Annotated in this window: 14 protein-coding genes and 1 pseudogene; 8 read left to right on the top strand and 7 right to left on the bottom strand. The window is 60.7% G+C overall.

The features are described 5' to 3' along the window. Positions 1-107 precede the first annotated feature (107 nt). The gene (gene sbcB / locus B348_RS0121180) at positions 108-1535 is read left to right on the top strand and encodes an exodeoxyribonuclease I (protein ID WP_017738048.1); all 1428 of its coding nucleotides are present in this window, start codon (positions 108-110) and stop codon (positions 1533-1535) included. Between the two features lie 86 nt (positions 1536-1621). Here sbcB and mvaT read toward each other — a convergent pair whose 3' ends face one another. Further along, positions 1622-1996: a histone-like nucleoid-structuring protein MvaT gene (gene mvaT / locus B348_RS0121175; protein ID WP_005790963.1), complete on the bottom strand. Its 375-nt coding sequence runs from the start codon at positions 1994-1996 to the stop codon at positions 1622-1624. A 346-nt stretch (positions 1997-2342) separates the two neighbouring features. On the opposite strand from mvaT, the gene purU reads away from it, so the two are divergent. Both purU and B348_RS1000000131800 read left to right on the top strand, forming a co-directional pair. Next, positions 2343-3191 carry a formyltetrahydrofolate deformylase gene (gene purU / locus B348_RS0121170; protein WP_017738047.1) on the top strand — a complete coding sequence of 283 codons (849 nt, stop codon included), beginning with the start codon at positions 2343-2345 and terminating at the stop codon, positions 3189-3191. A gap of 86 nt (positions 3192-3277) precedes the next feature. Further along, a complete protein-coding gene (locus B348_RS1000000131800) occupies positions 3278-3448 on the top strand; it encodes a hypothetical protein (protein WP_017738046.1) in 171 nt (56 codons plus the stop codon). 569 nt (positions 3449-4017) lie between these two features. On the opposite strand, the gene B348_RS1000000132255 is transcribed toward B348_RS1000000131800, so the two are convergent. Then, the gene (locus B348_RS1000000132255; protein WP_370695332.1) at positions 4018-4782 is read right to left on the bottom strand and encodes a methyl-accepting chemotaxis protein; all 765 of its coding nucleotides are present in this window, start codon (positions 4780-4782) and stop codon (positions 4018-4020) included. A 93-nt stretch (positions 4783-4875) separates the two neighbouring features. After that, positions 4876-5907: pseudogene (locus B348_RS1000000132250) on the bottom strand (cache domain-containing protein); the annotation flags it as partial. Positions 5908-6110: 203 nt separating this feature from the next. Here B348_RS1000000132250 and B348_RS0121155 point away from each other — a divergent pair. Continuing rightward, positions 6111-7589, top strand: coding sequence for a helicase HerA-like domain-containing protein (locus B348_RS0121155; RefSeq protein WP_017738044.1), 1479 nt, complete (start codon positions 6111-6113; stop codon positions 7587-7589). Between the two features lie 4 nt (positions 7590-7593). Here the strand turns inward: B348_RS0121155 and B348_RS0121150 are convergent, their stop codons facing one another. Further along, positions 7594-8049: a DUF721 domain-containing protein gene (locus B348_RS0121150; protein WP_026136959.1), complete on the bottom strand. Its 456-nt coding sequence runs from the start codon at positions 8047-8049 to the stop codon at positions 7594-7596. A 305-nt stretch (positions 8050-8354) separates the two neighbouring features. Here B348_RS0121150 and secA point away from each other — a divergent pair, with 305 nt between their 5' ends. The 3 genes from secA to B348_RS0121135 all read left to right on the top strand — a co-directional run bounded on the left by secA (position 8355) and on the right by B348_RS0121135 (position 13397). Beyond that, positions 8355-11090 carry a preprotein translocase subunit SecA gene (secA, locus tag B348_RS0121145; RefSeq protein ID WP_017738042.1) on the top strand — a complete coding sequence of 912 codons (2736 nt, stop codon included), beginning with the start codon at positions 8355-8357 and terminating at the stop codon, positions 11088-11090. A 124-nt stretch (positions 11091-11214) separates the two neighbouring features. Further along, on the top strand, positions 11215-12432 hold the full coding sequence (argJ, locus tag B348_RS0121140; protein WP_026136958.1) for a bifunctional glutamate N-acetyltransferase/amino-acid acetyltransferase ArgJ: 1218 nt from the start codon (positions 11215-11217) through the stop codon (positions 12430-12432). 20 nt (positions 12433-12452) lie between these two features. Beyond that, complete coding sequence (locus B348_RS0121135) at positions 12453-13397, top strand: Nudix family hydrolase (RefSeq protein ID WP_026136957.1); 945 nt, start codon at positions 12453-12455, stop codon at positions 13395-13397. 117 nt (positions 13398-13514) lie between these two features. Here B348_RS0121135 and B348_RS0121130 read toward each other — a convergent pair whose 3' ends face one another. From B348_RS0121130 to B348_RS0121120, 3 genes are read right to left on the bottom strand one after another with little or no spacing between them, the layout of a single operon-like run. Further along, positions 13515-14093: a cob(I)yrinic acid a,c-diamide adenosyltransferase gene (locus B348_RS0121130; RefSeq protein WP_017738039.1), complete on the bottom strand. Its 579-nt coding sequence runs from the start codon at positions 14091-14093 to the stop codon at positions 13515-13517. A 2-nt stretch (positions 14094-14095) separates the two neighbouring features. After that, positions 14096-16132 (bottom strand): PAS domain-containing sensor histidine kinase, encoded by a 2037-nt coding sequence (locus B348_RS0121125; protein ID WP_017738038.1) that lies wholly within the window; start codon positions 16130-16132, stop codon positions 14096-14098. A 46-nt stretch (positions 16133-16178) separates the two neighbouring features. Then, positions 16179-17096, bottom strand: coding sequence for a putative 2-dehydropantoate 2-reductase (locus tag B348_RS0121120; RefSeq protein ID WP_017738037.1), 918 nt, complete (start codon positions 17094-17096; stop codon positions 16179-16181). A gap of 123 nt (positions 17097-17219) precedes the next feature. Here B348_RS0121120 and B348_RS0121115 point away from each other — a divergent pair, with 123 nt between their 5' ends. Next, positions 17220-17705, top strand: coding sequence for a YajQ family cyclic di-GMP-binding protein (locus tag B348_RS0121115; protein ID WP_017738036.1), 486 nt, complete (start codon positions 17220-17222; stop codon positions 17703-17705). The last annotated feature ends 86 nt before the right edge of the window (positions 17706-17791 follow it).

Raw genomic sequence — 17791 nt, 5'->3', positions numbered from 1 at the left:
AAGCAACCACTCAAGCTTTTGCTGGATGTTTGTACAGGCGAGATCGCGCTGGCTTCGAGCGCCTTGCAGCGCCTAGACTTTGCGCATCATCAGCACAGGAACAGCCCGTGACCTCCATTTTCTGGTACGACTATGAAACCACCGGCATCAACCCGCGCAGCGATCGCCCGCTGCAGGTCGCTGGTATTCGCACCGACCTCGAACTGAACGAAGTCGGGCCGCCGGTCAACCTGTACTGCCAACCCAGCGACGATATCCTGCCCCATCCTGCGGCTTGCGCGATCACTGGCATCACCCCCGACATCCTCGCGCAAAAGGGCTTGGCCGAGGCCGACTTCATGACGCGGGTGCACGCGGAGCTGGCAGCCCCCGGTACATGCGGGGCGGGTTACAACACCCTGCGGTTTGACGATGAAATGACGCGCTACAGCCTGTATCGCAACTTTTTCGACCCCTATGCGCGTGAGTGGCAAGGGGGCAACAGCCGCTGGGACTTGATCGACGTGGTACGTACCGCCTATGCCCTGCGCCCGGAAGGCATCGAGTGGCCGCAACAGGACGGGCGCGTCACGCTCAAGCTCGAACGCCTGACCGCGGCCAACGGGATTGACCATGGCCAGGCCCACGATGCCTTGTCCGACGTGCGCGCCACTATCGCGTTGGCGCGCCTGGTGCGGGAAAAACAGCCCAAGCTGTACGACTGGCTGTTCGAACTGCGCAGCAAGCAGCGTGTGATGGACCAGGTACGGCTGCTGCAACCGATGGTGCATATTTCCGGGCGCTTTTCTGCCGAGCGCCATTACCTGGGCGTGGTGCTGCCGTTGGCGTGGCACCCACGCAACCGCAATGCGTTGATCGTGTGCGACCTGGGCCTCGATCCTCAAGGGTTGCTGGACCTGGATGCCGAGACGCTACGCCAGCGCCTTTACACGCGGCGTGATGACCTGGCAGAGGGCGAGTTGCCGGTGCCCCTCAAGTTGCTGCACATCAATCGTTGCCCGGTGGTGGCGCCATTGAGTGTGCTGCGGGCGCAAGATCGCGAGCGGTTGCAATTGGATATGGACAGTTATCAGGCGCGTGCGCTGCGGCTAACTGACGCACAGGAAGTTTGGCGCGACAAGTTGGCGGCGATTTATGCCGAGGAAGATTTTGCGCCGACCCAAGACCCGGAGCAGCAGCTTTATGATGGTTTTATCGGTGATCGTGATCGTCGCTTATGCGAGCAAGTGCGTAACGCCGAACCGGCACAATTAGCGAGCCAGCCGTGGCCTTTCGATGATCATCGCCTACCCGAATTATTATTTCGCTACCGTGCGCGTAACTTTCCGGAGACCTTGAACAGCGAGGAGCAACAACGCTGGAAACTGTTCTGTGCGCAGCGTTTGACTGATTCTGAGTGGGGGGCGCCGATTACCCTTGAGGCATTTAACCAGGCACGGCTGGAGTTGGCGGTAAGTGCTACGCCGTATCAGCTTCAGGTGTTGGATCAGTGGCAGCACTATGCCGATTCTTTAGCGGCACGCTTCAATTTGTAATCGGGGTATTAAAAAACCGGCAATAAAAAACGCCAGCAAGCTGGCGTTTTCAATGTGTCGCGTATCAGGCCTTGGCCCGATGAGGCTTAGCCCAGCAGGGTAGCCCAGCCTTCAACCACGTCACCGCCCCACTTGGCTTTCCACTCTTTCAGCGTTTTGTGGTTGCCACCTTTGGTTTCAATCACTTCGCCGTTGTGCGGGTTCTTGTATTGCTTGACCTTGCGTGCACGCTTGGTGCCGGTAGTTTTCACGGCGCCACGTGGGGCCTTAACTTTCGACTCCGGGTCCAGCAGCGCGATGATGTCACGCAGGGACTTGGAGTATTCACCCATCAGGGTGCGCAGTTTGCCTTCGAATTCCAGCTCAGTTTGCAGCTTGTCGTCTTGGGACAGGTTCTTCAAACGGGCTTGCAGCTCTTTGATAGCTTCTTCGGTGGCGCGGTATTCGTTGATCAGGGACATGTGGACTACCTTATGTAGAGCGCTGATTGACAGGAAGTGGGCCAATAATAGTCAGGCCAAATCCTCAAGTAAACATTTAAGGGTGTATTTATGTGAATTACGTTGAATGTTTGTGGGAGTGCCCTGCGTTCGAATTAATTAATAGGGCGTAGGCGCAAAGATAATTTCCTTAAAACGCCTAACTGCGCAATCTTGCTGTTAAGCGTTCATATAACGGTGGGAAAAACCATGCGCAGTTAAGGGATGTGTCCGGGGTGCAGGCTCAGCATGGGCGCAACGGATACTGCAGTTTTTCTGCGTTGTCGCTAGAATGGCGGCCTTTGCGAAGTTCTGGAGTTTCCCCCTAATGCGCACTTTTCGGCTGGTGATTGCTTGCCCGGACCGGGTTGGTATCGTTGCCAAAGTCAGTAATTTCCTGGCCTCCCACAACGGCTGGATCACCGAGGCGAGCCATCACTCGGACAATCTCAGCGGTTGGTTCTTCATGCGTCACGAGATTCGTGCCGACTCGCTGCCCTTTGGTCTTGATGCCTTCCGCGACGCATTTGCGCCGATTGCCGAAGAGTTTTCGATGACCTGGCACATCACCGACACCGAGCAGAAAAAACGCGTGGTGCTGATGGCCAGTCGCGAATCCCACTGCCTCGCCGACTTGCTGCACCGCTGGCACAGTGACGAGCTGGACTGCGAGATCGCCTGTGTGATTTCCAACCACGATGACCTGCGTAGCATGGTCGAGTGGCATGGCATCCCGTACCACCACGTGCCGGTCAACCCGCAGGACAAGGAGCCGGCCTTTGCCGAAGTCTCCCGCCTGGTCAAGCAGCATGAAGCCGACGTCGTGGTGCTGGCGCGCTACATGCAGATCCTGCCGCCGGAGCTGTGCAGTGAGTACGCGGGCAAGGTGATCAACATTCACCACAGCTTCCTGCCGTCGTTTGTCGGCGCGAAGCCTTATCACCAGGCTTCGCTGCGTGGCGTGAAGTTGATTGGCGCGACGTGCCACTACGTGACCGAAGAGCTGGACGCCGGCCCGATCATCGAGCAGGACGTGGTGCGTGTCAGCCACAGCGACAGCATTGAAGACATGGTGCGCTTCGGCCGTGACGTCGAGAAGATGGTACTGGCCCGTGGCCTGCGCTATCACCTGGAAGACCGCGTATTGGTCCACGGCAACAAGACCGTCGTGTTCTGATCAACGCGTTGTGATTGAAGAATGAAGGGCCTGGGCGTTAAATCGTCCCAGGCCCTTTTTCTTTGCCTGCCATCAAGGAGTGGAGCATGAGCGATCCGCTGGACAAAGCCACGTCCAAAGCCCCGGCGACGTTGGGGGAGGGTTGTTTGAGTCGGTATGACCCGGATGACCTCGACGCTGAAGACGGCACCGAATTTCCGGGTGCCGCCGAGCTGTGGGAGCGTGAGCGGGGCAAGGCCGAAGACGACAAGGCGTAATGGCTTGCCCTTGATGAACATAGGTATCTACACAACTACTGACCTGACAAAACCCGAAGCTCTGGCTCTGGCTCTGGCTCTGGCTCTGGCTCTGGCTCTGGCTTTTGATTTGGCTTTTGATCTTAGGCGCCCCGTTAACCACGCTGGCCGAACGCAGGCTTGAATTCGTGGGTAACCCGGCAGGACGCCGGGTTAGCCGTCCTGGGCCAAGGATGGCCCATGACGGCGGCCCACGGATTCAAGCCGGAGAGAGGGCACACCGAGCCTAGGCGAGGTGCCGAGTGGTGGGGCAAGAGCCCTTTTGGTTACTTTTGGGGCTCTTTTCCAAAAGTGACCCGCCGTAAGGGCGGAACCAATACCAGCCGTTACCTAAATAACGGATATGTACTCCGCCCAAGAAGCCTCAGCGCCTAACACATAGCTATCGCAGGCAAGCCAGCTCCCACATTTTGAACCGGTTTACACCCGGTAAAAATCGCCCGACTGTCAGGCCGTCACGGGAGCAAGCTCCCTCGCCACAGGTCCTGCAGCAATGCTCAAAGTTGTGTCGATACCTATGCCTTGATGGGTCAGATACGGAAACTGCCGACCAACTGCTTCAACCGCCCAGCCTGTTGCTCAAGGTCAGCGCAGGCACGCAAGGTCGATTGCAGGTTTTCCACGCCTTCCTGGTTGAGGGTGTTGATCTCGGTGATGTCCATGTTGATCGACTCCACCACCGAGGTCTGTTCCTCGGTGGCAGTGGCGACCGACTGGTTCATGCCGTCGATCTCGCCGATGCGCTGGGTCACGCTGTTCAGGCGTTCGCCGGCGAGGTTGGCAATCTCCACGCTGTCCTGGCTGTGGCGCTGGCTCTCACTCATGGTGCTGACCGAATCCCGGGCGCCGACTTGCAGCTCTTCGATCATGGTTTGCACCTGTTGCGCCGACTCCTGGGTGCGGTGCGCCAGGTTGCGCACTTCATCGGCGACCACGGCAAACCCGCGTCCCGCTTCCCCGGCACGGGCCGCTTCGATCGCGGCGTTGAGCGCCAGCAGATTGGTTTGCTGGGAGATGCTGGTGATCACTTCAAGGATCTGCCCAATGTTCACCGTTTTGCTGTTAAGTGCCTCGATATTGGTGCTGGAAGCGCTGATCATCGCCGATAGCTGAGTCATCGCCTTGATATTGCGTTCCACGACCTGCTGGCCGTCTTCCGCCAGGTTGCGTGCATCGCTGGCCTGGCTGGAGGCTTGCGCGGCGTTGCGGGCGATTTCCTGGGCGGCGGCGCCCAGTTGGTTGATGGCAGCAGCGACGCTGTTGGTGCGGTTGGCCTGTTCGTCGGAGTTGAGCATCGACGAGTTGGAGGCGCTGACCACGCGCAGGGCCACTTCATTGACCTGCCCGGTGGCCGAGGACACTTCACGGATCGAGGTATGAATGCGCTCGACGAAACGGTTGAAGGCATTGCCCAGGGTGCCGAACTCGTCGTGGTTCTGGATGGTCAGGCGGCGGGTCAGGTCACCCTCGCCATCGGCGATGTCTTGCATGGCACGGGTCATCAGGTGCAGCGGTTGCAGCAGCACGCGGATCAGCATGCCGAGCAGGGCGATGATGATCACCACCGCAATCACCGTCGCGATCACCGCCGAGGTGCGGAATTCGCTGAGCATGGCGAAGGCTTTGTCTTTGTCCACCGAAATGCCGAGGTACCAGTTCACCGACGGCAACCCTTTGATCGGCGTGAAGGTGATGATGTTGTCCTTGCCGTTGGCCTCGACTTCGCTGAAGTCGCTGCTGATTTTCGGGGTGTTGTTTGGATAGACATCGGCCAGGGACTTCATCACCAGGTTCTTGTCCGGGTGTACCAGCACCTTGCCGTCGGCGCTGACCAGGAACGCATAACCCATGCCGCCCAGGTCCAGTGCGCCAATGTTGTCCACCAGGGTTTGCAGGCTCAGGTCACCGCCCACCACACCGATGGCCTGGCCGGCCTTGGTGCTCGGGGTGGCGATGGAAATGATCAACTTGCCGGTCGCCGCATCGATGTAGGGCTCGGTCAGGGTTGAACCGTTGCTGGTCTGGGCGCCCTTGTACCAGGGGCGGGTGCGCGGGTCGAAGCCGTCGGGCATCTTGGTATCGGGGCGGATGGTGAAGGCCCCGCTGCTGTCGCCAACGTAGGTTGCCATGAACGAGGAGGTCAGGCTTTTCTGGTCCAGCAGGCTGGCGACCACGTTGGGTTCCGGGTTGATGGCGATGTTTTGCGCCGCGTTCTCGACCAGCGCAATGCGCCCGCTGAGCCAGGTTTGAATATTGCCGGCGGTGACATCGCCCATTTCATGCAGGTAACTGTTGAGGTTGTTGCGGATCGCGTTGCGTTGCAGGTAGTCGTTGTAGAGGGTAAACAGCGCAAAAGCGGCGACGACGATAAGGGAGGCTGCAAGCAGGATTTTGTGGCTGAAGCGTAGATTTTTATTCATGGCTTGTAGGGTCCGCTAAGGTCTTGATATCCGATGCGCGCCCTTATGGGGGCGCAGAATGGCAGCGTCAAAAAAGGTGTGTTATTGCTTGTGACAGTTCCGCTGGCTCCTGTGGGAACGATCTGACCTATTTTTAGACTTTGTGGGTCTCACATCTGTCTATATCGACCTTGCAGCACTAAAGCTTAACCACGGGTGAGAAAATGTCCGACTTCACGCAACTCCTGATCGGCGCCGACCTTGAAGGCCAGCCCATCGCCCAGGCCATGCGCCTGGCCAACCGTCATGGGCTCATCGCCGGCGCCACCGGCACGGGCAAGACCGTAACCTTGCAGCGCCTGGCCGAAGCGTTCAGCGATGCCGGTGTGGCGGTATTTGCCGCCGACATCAAGGGCGACCTCTGTGGCCTGGGCGCCGCCGCCAACCCACAGGGCAAGGTGGCCGAGCGGATTGCCGGCATGCCTTTCCTCAACTACACGGCCAAGGCATACCCGGTCACGTTGTGGGATATCCACGGGCAGTCCGGTCATCCGTTGCGTACCACTATCAGCGAGATGGGCCCTTTGCTGCTCGGCGCCTTGCTGGAACTCACCGACAGCCAGCAGTCGGCGCTCTACGCGACCTTCAAGGTGGCCGACCGCGAAGGCCTGTTGCTGCTGGATTTGAAGGACCTCAAGGCACTGCTCAACCACCTGCGTTACCACCCGGAACTGCTGGGCGACGATGCGGCGCTGATGACCACCGGCTCCAGCCAGGCACTGCTGCGCCGCCTGGCGGTGCTGGAACAGCAGGGCGCCGAAGCCTTGTTTGGCGAGCCGGCCCTGCAACTCGAAGATATTCTGCAGCCGGCCAGCGACGGCCGGGGGCGCATCCATCTGCTGGATGCCAGTCGCCTGGTGCATGAGTCGCCGAAGGTCTATGCGACCTTCCTGTTATGGCTGTTGGCGGAACTGTTCGAGCAATTGCCGGAGCGCGGCGACGCGGACAAACCGCTGCTGGCGCTGTTTTTCGATGAGGCGCATCTGCTGTTTGCCGATACGCCCAAGGCCCTGCAAGAGCGCCTGGAGCAGGTGGTGCGGCTGATCCGTTCCAAAGGCGTTGGCGTGTATTTCGTCACGCAATCCCCTGGGGACCTGCCGGACACGGTGCTGGCGCAACTCGGCCTGCGTATCCAGCATGGCCTGCGGGCGTTCACCACCAAGGAGCAGAAGTCCCTGCGGGCGGTGGCGGACGGTTTCCGTCCTAACCCGACGTTTGACGCCTTGGCGGTGCTGACCGAATTGGGCACGGGTGAGGCATTGGTGGGGACGTTGCAGGAAAAAGGCACGCCGGAAGTGGTCCAGCGCGTATTGGTTGCGCCGCCGCAATCGCGGATCGGGCCGCTGAGCGAGGCTGAGCGCGCGGCGCTGATCGCCAGTTCGCCGCTTGCAGGGCGCTATGACAAGCCGGTCGATCGTGAATCGGCCTATGAAGTGCTGATGGCGCGTAAGGAGTTGGGGCCGACCGAAGAAGCCAAGCCGGCCGCTGAGGAACCGAGCTTTACCGACAAGGCCGGCGCATTCCTGGGCACCACGGCAGGCAAGGCGCTGAAGTCCGCGATGCAACAGGCCGCCAATCAGATGGGCCGGCAGTTGGTGCGCGGGTTGTTGGGGTCGTTGCTTGGCGGCAGCAAGCGCAAGTAGTGGTTCAGGCCTTCGGCTTGGCGTGGGCGGCGAGCCGTTCCAGTGCGGCGCGCAGGCCTGGGTCGCTGATGCCGTCGGCCGTTGCCTGAATGGTTTCGGCCGCGTTTTCCGACAAGTCCATGGTATGCCCCACCGCGCCTTGCTGGACGGTGGGTGGTTGGACCTTGAACTGGATGCGCATCAGGCTGGCGAACTCATCAAAGGCCATCAATTGCCGTTGCAGGCGTTTTTGCTGGTAGCGCAAGCGGGTCGCCCAATGGCCGTCTGTGACAATTAGCAGCAGGTTACCTTCGCGCCAGGACGCCACGTGACAATGTTCACGTGCAGCGGGTTGCAGCTGGGTTTCGAGCAGGCGTTGCAGATGGCCCAGGCGTTGCGCATGGCCAAAGATGGCTTTCAACGGCTTGGCTTCGCGAAGCAACGCGCCGGGAGCGCGGGCTATTAGGGGGCGAAATGCCATTATTGGACACCTTAAGTAACAGAGCGGCCATCTTAGCAGAAAGCGCCTGAATGCCCCCACGCAACGCATCGGCCGGGCAAAACCTGCGAAATCAATAGGTAACTTCTGTGCTCCATGGGTTGAAGTTCCAGCAAAAGCCCTTATTTTAAACAAGCCCTCTCACAGCACCATGCCAGCATCGGGGAACAACGCCACTTTCCTCACCCACGAATCCGGGTAGAATGCGCGTTCGCATGCGGCCGTGAGGGCTGCTCGGGCCACTCACGGTGCGCCCTCCATCCCTATGTGTGGAAGAACCTGCCGATATGTTTGCGCCTTTGTTAAAGAAACTTTTTGGAAGCAAGAATGAGCGCGAAGTCAAACGCATGCTCAAGACGGTGCAACTGGTCAACGGCTTCGAAGAGCAGATGGTTGCCCTTTCGGACGACCAATTGCGCGCCAAGACCGAAGAGTTCAAGGCCCGCATAGCCAAAGGTGAAACCCTCGACAAGCTGCTTCCCGAAGCCTTTGCGGTCGCCCGTGAAGCCGGTAAGCGTGTCATGGGCATGCGCCACTTCGACGTCCAGTTGATCGGCGGCATGACCTTGCATGAAGGCATGATTGCCGAAATGCGTACCGGTGAAGGCAAGACCCTGGTGGCAACCCTGGGCGTTTACCTCAACGCACTGTCCGGCAAGGGCGTGCACGTTGTGACGGTGAACGACTACCTGGCCCGCCGGGACGCCAACTGGATGCGTCCGCTGTATGAATTCCTTGGCCTGACCGTCGGCGTGGTTACGCCGTTCCAGCCGCCGGAAGAGAAGCGCGCCGCCTACGCTTGCGACATCACCTACGGCACCAACAACGAATTCGGCTTCGACTACCTGCGCGACAACATGGCGTTCAGCATGGATGAAAAATTCCAGCGCGAACTCAACTTTGCCGTGATCGACGAAGTCGACTCCATCCTCATCGACGAAGCCCGTACCCCGCTGATCATCTCCGGCCAGGCCGAAGACAGCTCGCGCCTGTACACCGAGATCAACAAGTTGATCCCGCGCCTGGAGCAGCACATCGAGGAAGTGGAAGGCGTGGTGACCAAAGAAGGTCACTTCTCCATCGACGAGAAGACCCGCCAGGTCGAGCTCAACGAAGCCGGTCACCAGTTCGTCGAAGAGATGCTGACCCAGATCGGCGAACTGGCCGAAGGTGAAAGCCTGTACTCGGCACACAACCTGGGCCTGTTGACCCACGTGTATGCCGGCCTGCGCGCCCACAAGCTGTTCCATCGCAACGTTGAATACATCGTGCAGGACGGCCAGGTTGTACTGGTCGACGAGCACACCGGCCGTACCATGCCGGGTCGTCGCCTGTCCGAAGGCCTGCACCAGGCCATCGAAGCGAAGGAACACCTCAACATCCAGGCTGAAAGCCAGACGTTGGCGTCCACCACCTTCCAGAACTACTTCCGTCTGTACAACAAACTGTCCGGCATGACCGGTACAGCCGACACCGAAGCGTTCGAGTTCCACCAGATCTACAGCCTGGCCGTGATGGTGATCCCACCGAACAAGCCGCTGGCCCGTAAAGACTTCAACGACCTGGTGTTCCTGACGGCCGAAGAGAAATACGCGGCCATCATCAACGACATCAAGGACGGCATGGCCCAGGGTCGTCCGATCCTGGTGGGTACCGCCACCATCGAGACTTCCGAGCACGTATCGAACCTGCTCAACAAGGAAGGCATCGAGCACAAGGTCCTCAACGCCAAGTTCCACGAAAAAGAAGCCGAGATCATCGCCCAGGCCGGTCGCCCAGGCGCACTGACCATCGCCACCAACATGGCCGGTCGTGGTACCGACATCCTGTTGGGCGGCAACTGGGAAGTGGAAGTCGCTTCCCTGGACAACCCGACCCCTGAGCAGATCGCCCAGATCAAGGCTGACTGGCAGAAACGCCACCAGGCCGTGCTGGAATCCGGTGGTTTGCAGGTGATCGCTTCCGAGCGTCACGAATCGCGCCGTATCGACAACCAGCTGCGTGGTCGTGCCGGCCGTCAGGGTGACGCCGGTTCCAGCCGCTTCTACCTGTCCCTGGAAGACAGCCTGATGCGCATCTTCGCCTCGGATCGGGTGAAGAACTTCATGAAGGCCCTGGGCATGCAGTCCGGTGAAGCGATCGAGCACCGCATGGTGACCAACGCCATCGAGAAGGCGCAGCGCAAGGTTGAAGGCCGCAACTTCGATATCCGTAAGCAACTGCTCGAGTTCGATGACGTCAACAACGAACAGCGTAAAGTGATCTATCACATGCGTAACACGTTGCTGGCCGCCGACAACATTGGCGAGACCATCGCCGATTTCCGTCAGGACGTACTCAACGCCACCGTCAGCGCACACATTCCGCCACAATCCCTGCCTGAGCAGTGGGATGTTGCCGGTCTGGAAGCCGCGTTGAAGAGCGACTTTGGCGTGGACTTGCCGGTTCAGCAGTGGCTGGACGAAGACGACCACCTGTACGAAGAAACCCTGCGCGAAAAACTGATGGCCGAACTGCTGGCCGCGTACAACGAGAAAGAAGAGCAGGCGAGTGCCGAAGCACTGCGCACCTTCGAGAAGCAAATCGTACTGCGCGTGCTTGACGACCTGTGGAAAGACCACCTGTCGACCATGGACCACCTGCGTCACGGCATCCACCTGCGTGGCTATGCCCAGAAGAACCCGAAGCAGGAGTACAAGCGCGAGTCGTTCACGCTGTTCTCCGAGCTGCTGGATTCGATCAAGCGCGATTCGATCCGCGTGCTGTCCCACGTTCAGGTGCGTCGTGAAGACCCGATCGAGGAAGAGGCTCGCCTGCGCCAGGAAGCCGAGGCACTGGCGGCGCGCATGCAGTTCCAGCACGACGAAGCACCGGGCCTGGACGCGCCTGAAGTCTTGGGCGAAGAGGTCGATGTGGCCTTGGCTCAGACGCCAGTGCGCAACGACCAGAAACTGGGCCGCAACGAGCTGTGCTACTGCGGTTCGGGCAAGAAGTTCAAACACTGCCACGGCCAGATCGAATAAGATTTCGCCCTGACGCTGCAACACCCCGCGCCGCGACCGGCCTTTGCCGTCGCGGCGTTTTGCCATTAATTTCACCGTCGCTTACGACGGCACACACATCATCTGATTTTTAAGGAGCGCATTCATGGCTGTTGGTCTTGGTCCTTTGCCCACTTTGCACCCGGTTGCCGGTTTTGAACTCGGTATCGCTTCGGCCGGCATCAAGCGTCCGGGGCGTAAAGATGTGGTGGTGATGCGCTGTGCCGAAGGTTCGACGGTCGCGGGTGTGTTCACCCTCAACGCGTTCTGCGCAGCGCCGGTGATCCTGGCCAAGCAACGCGTGGCGGGCACGATCCGCTACCTGCTGACCAACACCGGCAATGCCAACGCGGGCACCGGCGAACCAGGCCTTGTGGCGGCTGCGCGTACCTGCGCCAAGCTGGCCGAGTTGACCGGCGTCGATGCCAGCCAAGTGCTGCCGTATTCCACCGGTGTGATTGGCGAGCCGCTGCCCGTCGAAAAGATCGAAGGCGCCCTGCAAGCCGCGCTGGATGACCTGTCGGTAGACAACTGGGCCGCCGCTGCCACCGGCATCATGACCACCGACACCCTGCCCAAAGGCGCGAGCCGCCAGTTCGTGCACGATGGCGTGACCGTTACCGTGACCGGCATCAGCAAGGGCGCGGGCATGATCCGCCCGAACATGGCCACCATGCTCGGCTACATCGCCACCGACGCCAAGGTTTCCCGCGAGGTGCTGCACAGCCTGATCCTCGACGGCGCGAACAAGTCGTTCAACCGCATCACCATCGATGGCGACACCTCGACCAACGACTGCTGCATGCTGATCGCCACCGGCCAGGCCAACCTGCCGCAAATCACCGAGGCAAGCGGCCCGCTGTTCGCCGCGTTGAAGCAGGCTGTGTTCGAAGTGTGCATGGAAGTGGCCCAGGCCATCGTGCGCGACGGCGAAGGCGCGACCAAATTTGTCACCGTTGCAGTCAACGGCGGCGGCAATCACCAGGAATGCCTGGACGTGGGCTACACCGTGGCCCACTCGCCGCTGATCAAGACCGCGCTGTTTGCTTCCGACCCGAACTGGGGCCGCATCCTCGCCGCCGTTGGCCGTGCCGGCGTGCCAGATCTGGACGTGAGCAAGATCGACGTGTTCCTCGGTGACGTGTGCATCGCCAGCCGTGGCGCCCGTGCTGAAACCTACACCGAAGCCCAGGGCTCGGCGGTGATGCAGCAGGAAGAAATCACCATCCGCATCGAGTTGGGTCGCGGCGATTGCAGCGAAACCATCTGGACCACCGACCTGTCCCACGAGTACGTGAAGATCAACGCGGAATACCGTACCTGATTGCCAAGAGGATAAGCGCGGTGAAACGAGTGCATGTAGCAGCAGCGGTGATCCGTGGTGTCGACGGCAGGATTCTGCTGGCGCGCCGCGCCGATACCCAGCATCAGGGCGGCCTCTGGGAGTTTCCCGGTGGCAAGGTGGAGGCCGGTGAATCGGTCGCCACCGCGCTGTCCCGCGAGTTGCAGGAAGAGTTGGGTATCCAGGTCACCACGGCGCGGCCGTTGATCAAGGTGCAGCATGACTACCCGGACAAACAGGTGTTGCTGGATGTCTGGGAAGTGTCGGCGTTTACCGGCGAGCCACACGGTGCCGAAGGGCAGCCGCTGGAATGGGTCGCCGCGCGGGACTTGCCCAACTACGAATTCCCGGCGGCCAATGCGCCGATTGTGGCGGCGGCGCGTTTGCCGGCCGAATACCTGATCACCCCAGGCGAGCTGGAAACCCCGACGTTGTTGCGCGGCATCCAGAAAGCCATTGCTGGCGGGATCAAGCTGGTTCAACTGCGTGCGCCTAACGGTTACGACCCGAAATACCGTGACCTGGCAGTGGACGCGGTTGGGCTGTGTGCGGGCAAGGCGCAGTTGATGCTCAAGGGGCCATTTGAATGGCTGGGGGATTTTCCTGCGGCCGGCTGGCACATGACCTCGGCGCAACTGCGCAAGTACGCGAGCAAAGGTCGGCCATTGCCGAAGGACCGCTGGCTGGCGGCGTCTTGCCACAATGCCGAAGAACTGGCGCTGGCGGAATTGATGGACGTGGATTTTGTCACGCTGTCGCCGGTGCAGCCGACGCAAACTCATCCTGATGCGCAGCCTTTGGGCTGGGAGCAGGCGGCAGAGTTGATCAGTGGGTTCAGCAAACCGGTGTTTCTGCTGGGTGGGGTTGGGCCGGCCGAGCGGGAGAAGGCTTGGGAGGCGGGAGCCCAAGGCGTTGCGGGAATCCGGGCGTTCTGGCCTGAGGTTTGAGGTGGCTTTGCCGGCCTCATCGCAGGCAAGCCAGCTCCCACATTTTGAATGTATTCACAAACCCAATGTGGGAGCGGGCTTGCCCGCGATAGGGCCGGATCAAACACTACAACATCATCAGTGCGGCTTGGCCGCCGCCTGCCACAAAACCTCCGCAACACCCTGACGCTTGGCAATAATCCGCGCCGCCACAAACAACAAATCCGACAACCGATTGATATACGCCAACCCCACGCCTTCCAACGGCTCAATCGCATTCAACTGCTGGCAGCGTCGCTCCGCAGTGCGCGCCAGGCTGCGGCACACATGGGCCTGGGCGATCAACGCCGAGCCACCGGGCAGGATGAAGTTCTCCAGCGGCCCGACTTCCTCGTTCCAGCGGTCAATTGCCGCTTCCAGCCGATCCACTTCCGCTGCATTCAAGGCCTTGTACACCGGCATTGCCAGTTCGCCGCCGAGGTCAAACAGGCGATGTTGGCAAGGTGTCAGCACCTCGATCACGTCCTTCAATTCAGGATGTTTGCCGCATTGTTCTTCCAGGTTGGCCAGCAACAACCCCAACTGGCTGTTCAGGCTGTCCACCTCGCCAATCGCCTCGACCCGAGGGTGGTCCTTGGGTACGCGGCGGCCGTCGCCAAGGCCGGTTTCGCCTTTGTCACCGGTGCGGGTGTAGATCTTCGACAGGCGAAAGCCCATGGTCATTGCTCCAGTTGAGTCAGTTCGTAAGGTGGCAGTTGGCTGCCGGCCAAGGGCAGGCGCAAGGTGAAGCAGGTGCCTTGGCCGAGGGTGGAGTGCACTTCCATCTGGCCCTTGTGGTTGTTGGTGATGATGAAATACGACACCGATAGGCCAAGCCCGGTGCCCTGGCCGATTTCCTTGGTGGTGAAGAACGGCTCGAAGGTGCGTTTGCGCACGTTTTCACTCATGCCGATGCCGTTGTCTTCCACCTGGATTTCCGCCCACGGCGGGTTGAGGCGCGTGCGCAGGATGATGCGCCCCGGCTCGCGGTCGTCTTCACGCAGGTGGATGGCCTGGGCGGCGTTTTTCAGCAGGTTGAGCAACACTTGTTCAAGCTCGTTGGCGGTGCCGGGCACGGGGCCCAGTTGCGGGTCGAACTGGCGGACGATGGCTTGGCCCTTGAAGTCGAAGCCGATGGTCAGGTCGAAATCATTGCCGGCGATTTCCACGGCCTGATCGATCAGCGCGGGCAGGTCGCACGGCGCCATCTGCCGATTGCTGCGGCGGCTGAAACTGAGCATGTGCGTAACGATTTTCGCCGCCCGCGCACCGGCCTGCTGGATGCCGTCGAGCAGTTGCGGCACTTCGCGGCTGCGCAGGTAACGGTTCACGACCTCCAGTTCCACACCTGCCTGCTCGGCGTGTTCGAGGTTCTTCGGCAGGTCGGGCGAGAGGCGGCGGCGGATGTTCTGCACGTTATGCAGGATCGCCCCCAATGGGTTGTTGATCTCGTGGGCCATGCCAGCGGCCAGTCCGCCGACGGAGAGCATTTTTTCCGACTGCACCATCATCTCTTCCAGGGACAGGCGCTGGGTGATGTCGTCGATACGGATCACCACGCCGCGCCCGGCGCCGCCCATCAGCGGGTAGAAGGTCAGGGCGTAATGCTTGGGTTCGTCGTCCTTGATCCAGGTGACACGCTCGATACGCTCCACGGTGTGCTGTTCAACGGTGGCCTTGATCTGTGGCAGGTACGGTTTGAGGGGCTGGAAGGCGAGGAAGATCGGCTGGTTCAGCGCCTCATCCAGGCGCGTGCCGGAGAGGGCGCTGGCCTCCTGGTTCCACTGGGTGACGTAGAGTTGCTCGTCCAGGGCGATCAGGGCGGACGGCATCGAGTCGATGATGCTGTTGAGGTAGTTCTGGAAGCCCGTCAGCTTTTTCTCGATCTTGCTGCGCACCTGGACTTCGAGTTCCAGTTTGCGGTTCGTGTGGCGGGTTTCTTCGGCCAGGCCCTGGGCTTGGGCGTAAGCTTCTTGGGAATCGTCCCGGGCGCGCTTGAGCTGCTGCTCGCGGGCTTCGATGCGTGACAGCATGGTGTTGAAGGCTTCGGCCAGGCTGCCGATTTCATCGTGGTTGCCACGGCCGGCGCGCAGGGCGTAGTTCTCTTCGCGGGTGACCTGGCGCGACAGTTCTTCCAATTCGTGGATCGGCCGGGTGATCAGGCGCTTGATCTGCCGGGCGATGATCAGCCACAGCAGCACGCTGAAAATCAGGATGCCCAGGCTGGCGGTCAAGGTGCCGGTATAGAACGCCACCGGCAGTTCACTGCTGGCCACCAGCAGCAAGTGCCCGGACGGCTGGCCCGGACGGGGCAGGGTGATGATTTGGTTGCTGCGAAACTCGGTGACGCGCCAGGCTTCGATGTGCCGGTAGTGGTCCGGCAGGTGCAGACGGTCGCCGTGTTGCATCTGCGCCAGGCGGTTGCCTTCACCGTCATACAAGGCTGCGGCGCGCAGGGGCGAGTAGCTGGTCAGCTCATTGAGCAAGGCGTCGGCTTTGGCCGGTGACTCAAGGGCTTCGGCCGCCAGGGCCGGGTTGGACACCAGCCGGCCAATGGCCTGGAGCGCCTGGGGCGCCATGCTTTCCTGGGAGATCCAGTAGGCGGCGCTGATAAAAGTGAGGTTGGCCACCAGCAATACGGTGGTCAGCAGCACCAGCAGGGCGGCCAGCAGTTTCTGCCCGACCGGTAGATTTTCAAGACGCTGGCGCAGCGGCATCAGGGTTTTCCCAGGTGATAGACAGGCGGGCAGGGTAGCGCGTGGCTCAGTCTTGGGGCAATCCGCGTACGCGTAACTGCTCGACCAGGCGCACTTGCAACTGTTGCAGATGGGGCAGGTTCAATTGGTGACGGGCCGCCGCCTGGCAAGCATAGCCCAATAGATAGCTGATTTCGGTGCGCCGGGCATTGGCCACGTCCTGATACATCGAGGAGTAATTGGCCGCGGTCGCTTCGATCACCCGCGTCACTTCGCTGTGCAGGTCCTGGGCGGCGGCGGGTTGGCCGCAGCATTCGAGCAGCTCGCTCAGTTCCGCGCAGAGCGTCGCGACTTCGCACGCGTGGGCCTGCAAGCCGCCGTTGCGGCATTGGTAAAGCACCGTCAGCGGATTGATCGCACAGTTGAGTGCGAGCTTGCGCCACAGGCGGGTGAGGATGTCGGTACTCCAGTCGTGAGGAATTGCGGCAGCGTGCAGGTCTTCCAGCCACAGCGGCGGGGTGGGATGGCCTACGTCACCCAGCCAGGTGTAGCCGTGGCCGGCGAACACCACGCGCCAGTCGCCGTCGCGGAAGGCGCCTTCGGTGCTGGAGGCAAAAATGCAGCGGGCCAGGGGGAATTGGGCGGCCACCGCATCCTGGCTGCCGAGACCGTTTTGCAGGAGGATCAATTCGGCGTCCGCAGCTAAACGCTGTTGCAGCTGTGCGACGGCACCTTGAGCGTCGTAGGCTTTGCACGCGACCAATAGGCGATGGATTGGCTCCGGGCTGTCGGATGTTTCAGCGATCACTGGGTAGGTGTGTGGGATGCCGTGTTCCACCAACGTCAGCCCTGGCCCGGCCTGATAGCTGGCCAGGCGCGTTTTGTCGCGCACTATCAACCTGACCGGCACGCCCGCCCGCGCCAACCGTGTAGCCCACAGGGTGCCAAGGCTGCCGGCGCCGAGAATATGCCAGGTGATCGACATCAGTTTTTGCTCCGTAGGGTCGCCCGCAGTGAACGGGGCGAAAGAACCGCTATAATGCCCCGGCATTTTAGCTCGGGCGCGCTCCATCTCTACTGAGCCCGCCCCTTATATTGGAGAAATGACATGCCTTCGTTCGACGTGGTATCCGAACTGGACAAACACGAAGTCACCAACGCCGTCGAGAACGCCGTCAAGGAACTGGACCGTCGCTATGACTTGAAAGGCAAGGGCAGCTTCGAATTCAAGGAAAAGGACCTGACTGTCAACCTGACCGCTGAAGCCGAATTCCAGCTGGAAGCGATGATCGAGATCCTCAAGCTGTCGTTGGTCAAGCGCAAGATCGATGCGCAGTGCCTGGAAATCAAGGACGCCTACGCCTCCGGCAAGCTGATGAAGCAGGAAGCCGTCCTCAAGGAAGGCATCGACAAGGAGCTGGCGAAGAAAATCGTTGCTCACGTCAAGGACGCCAAGCTGAAAGTCCAGGCGGCCATCCAGGGTGAGCAGGTGCGTATCACCGGCAAGAAGCGTGACGATCTGCAAGAGGCGATCGCCGCCCTGCGCGCCAAGACCTTCGACATGCCGCTGCAGTTCAATAACTTCCGCGACTGATGGCCATTTGGGGAACCTGAAGGCGTTTTTGACGTCCCACGCCCCAGAACCTGCGCCTGCCATTGAGCCCTACGGGGCTCAATTGC

Origin of the sequence: Pseudomonas sp. CBZ-4, assembly GCF_000346755.1 — a bacterium.
Lineage (GTDB): Bacteria > Pseudomonadota > Gammaproteobacteria > Pseudomonadales > Pseudomonadaceae > Aquipseudomonas.
This window is presented reverse-complemented; position numbering and strand designations above follow the sequence as displayed.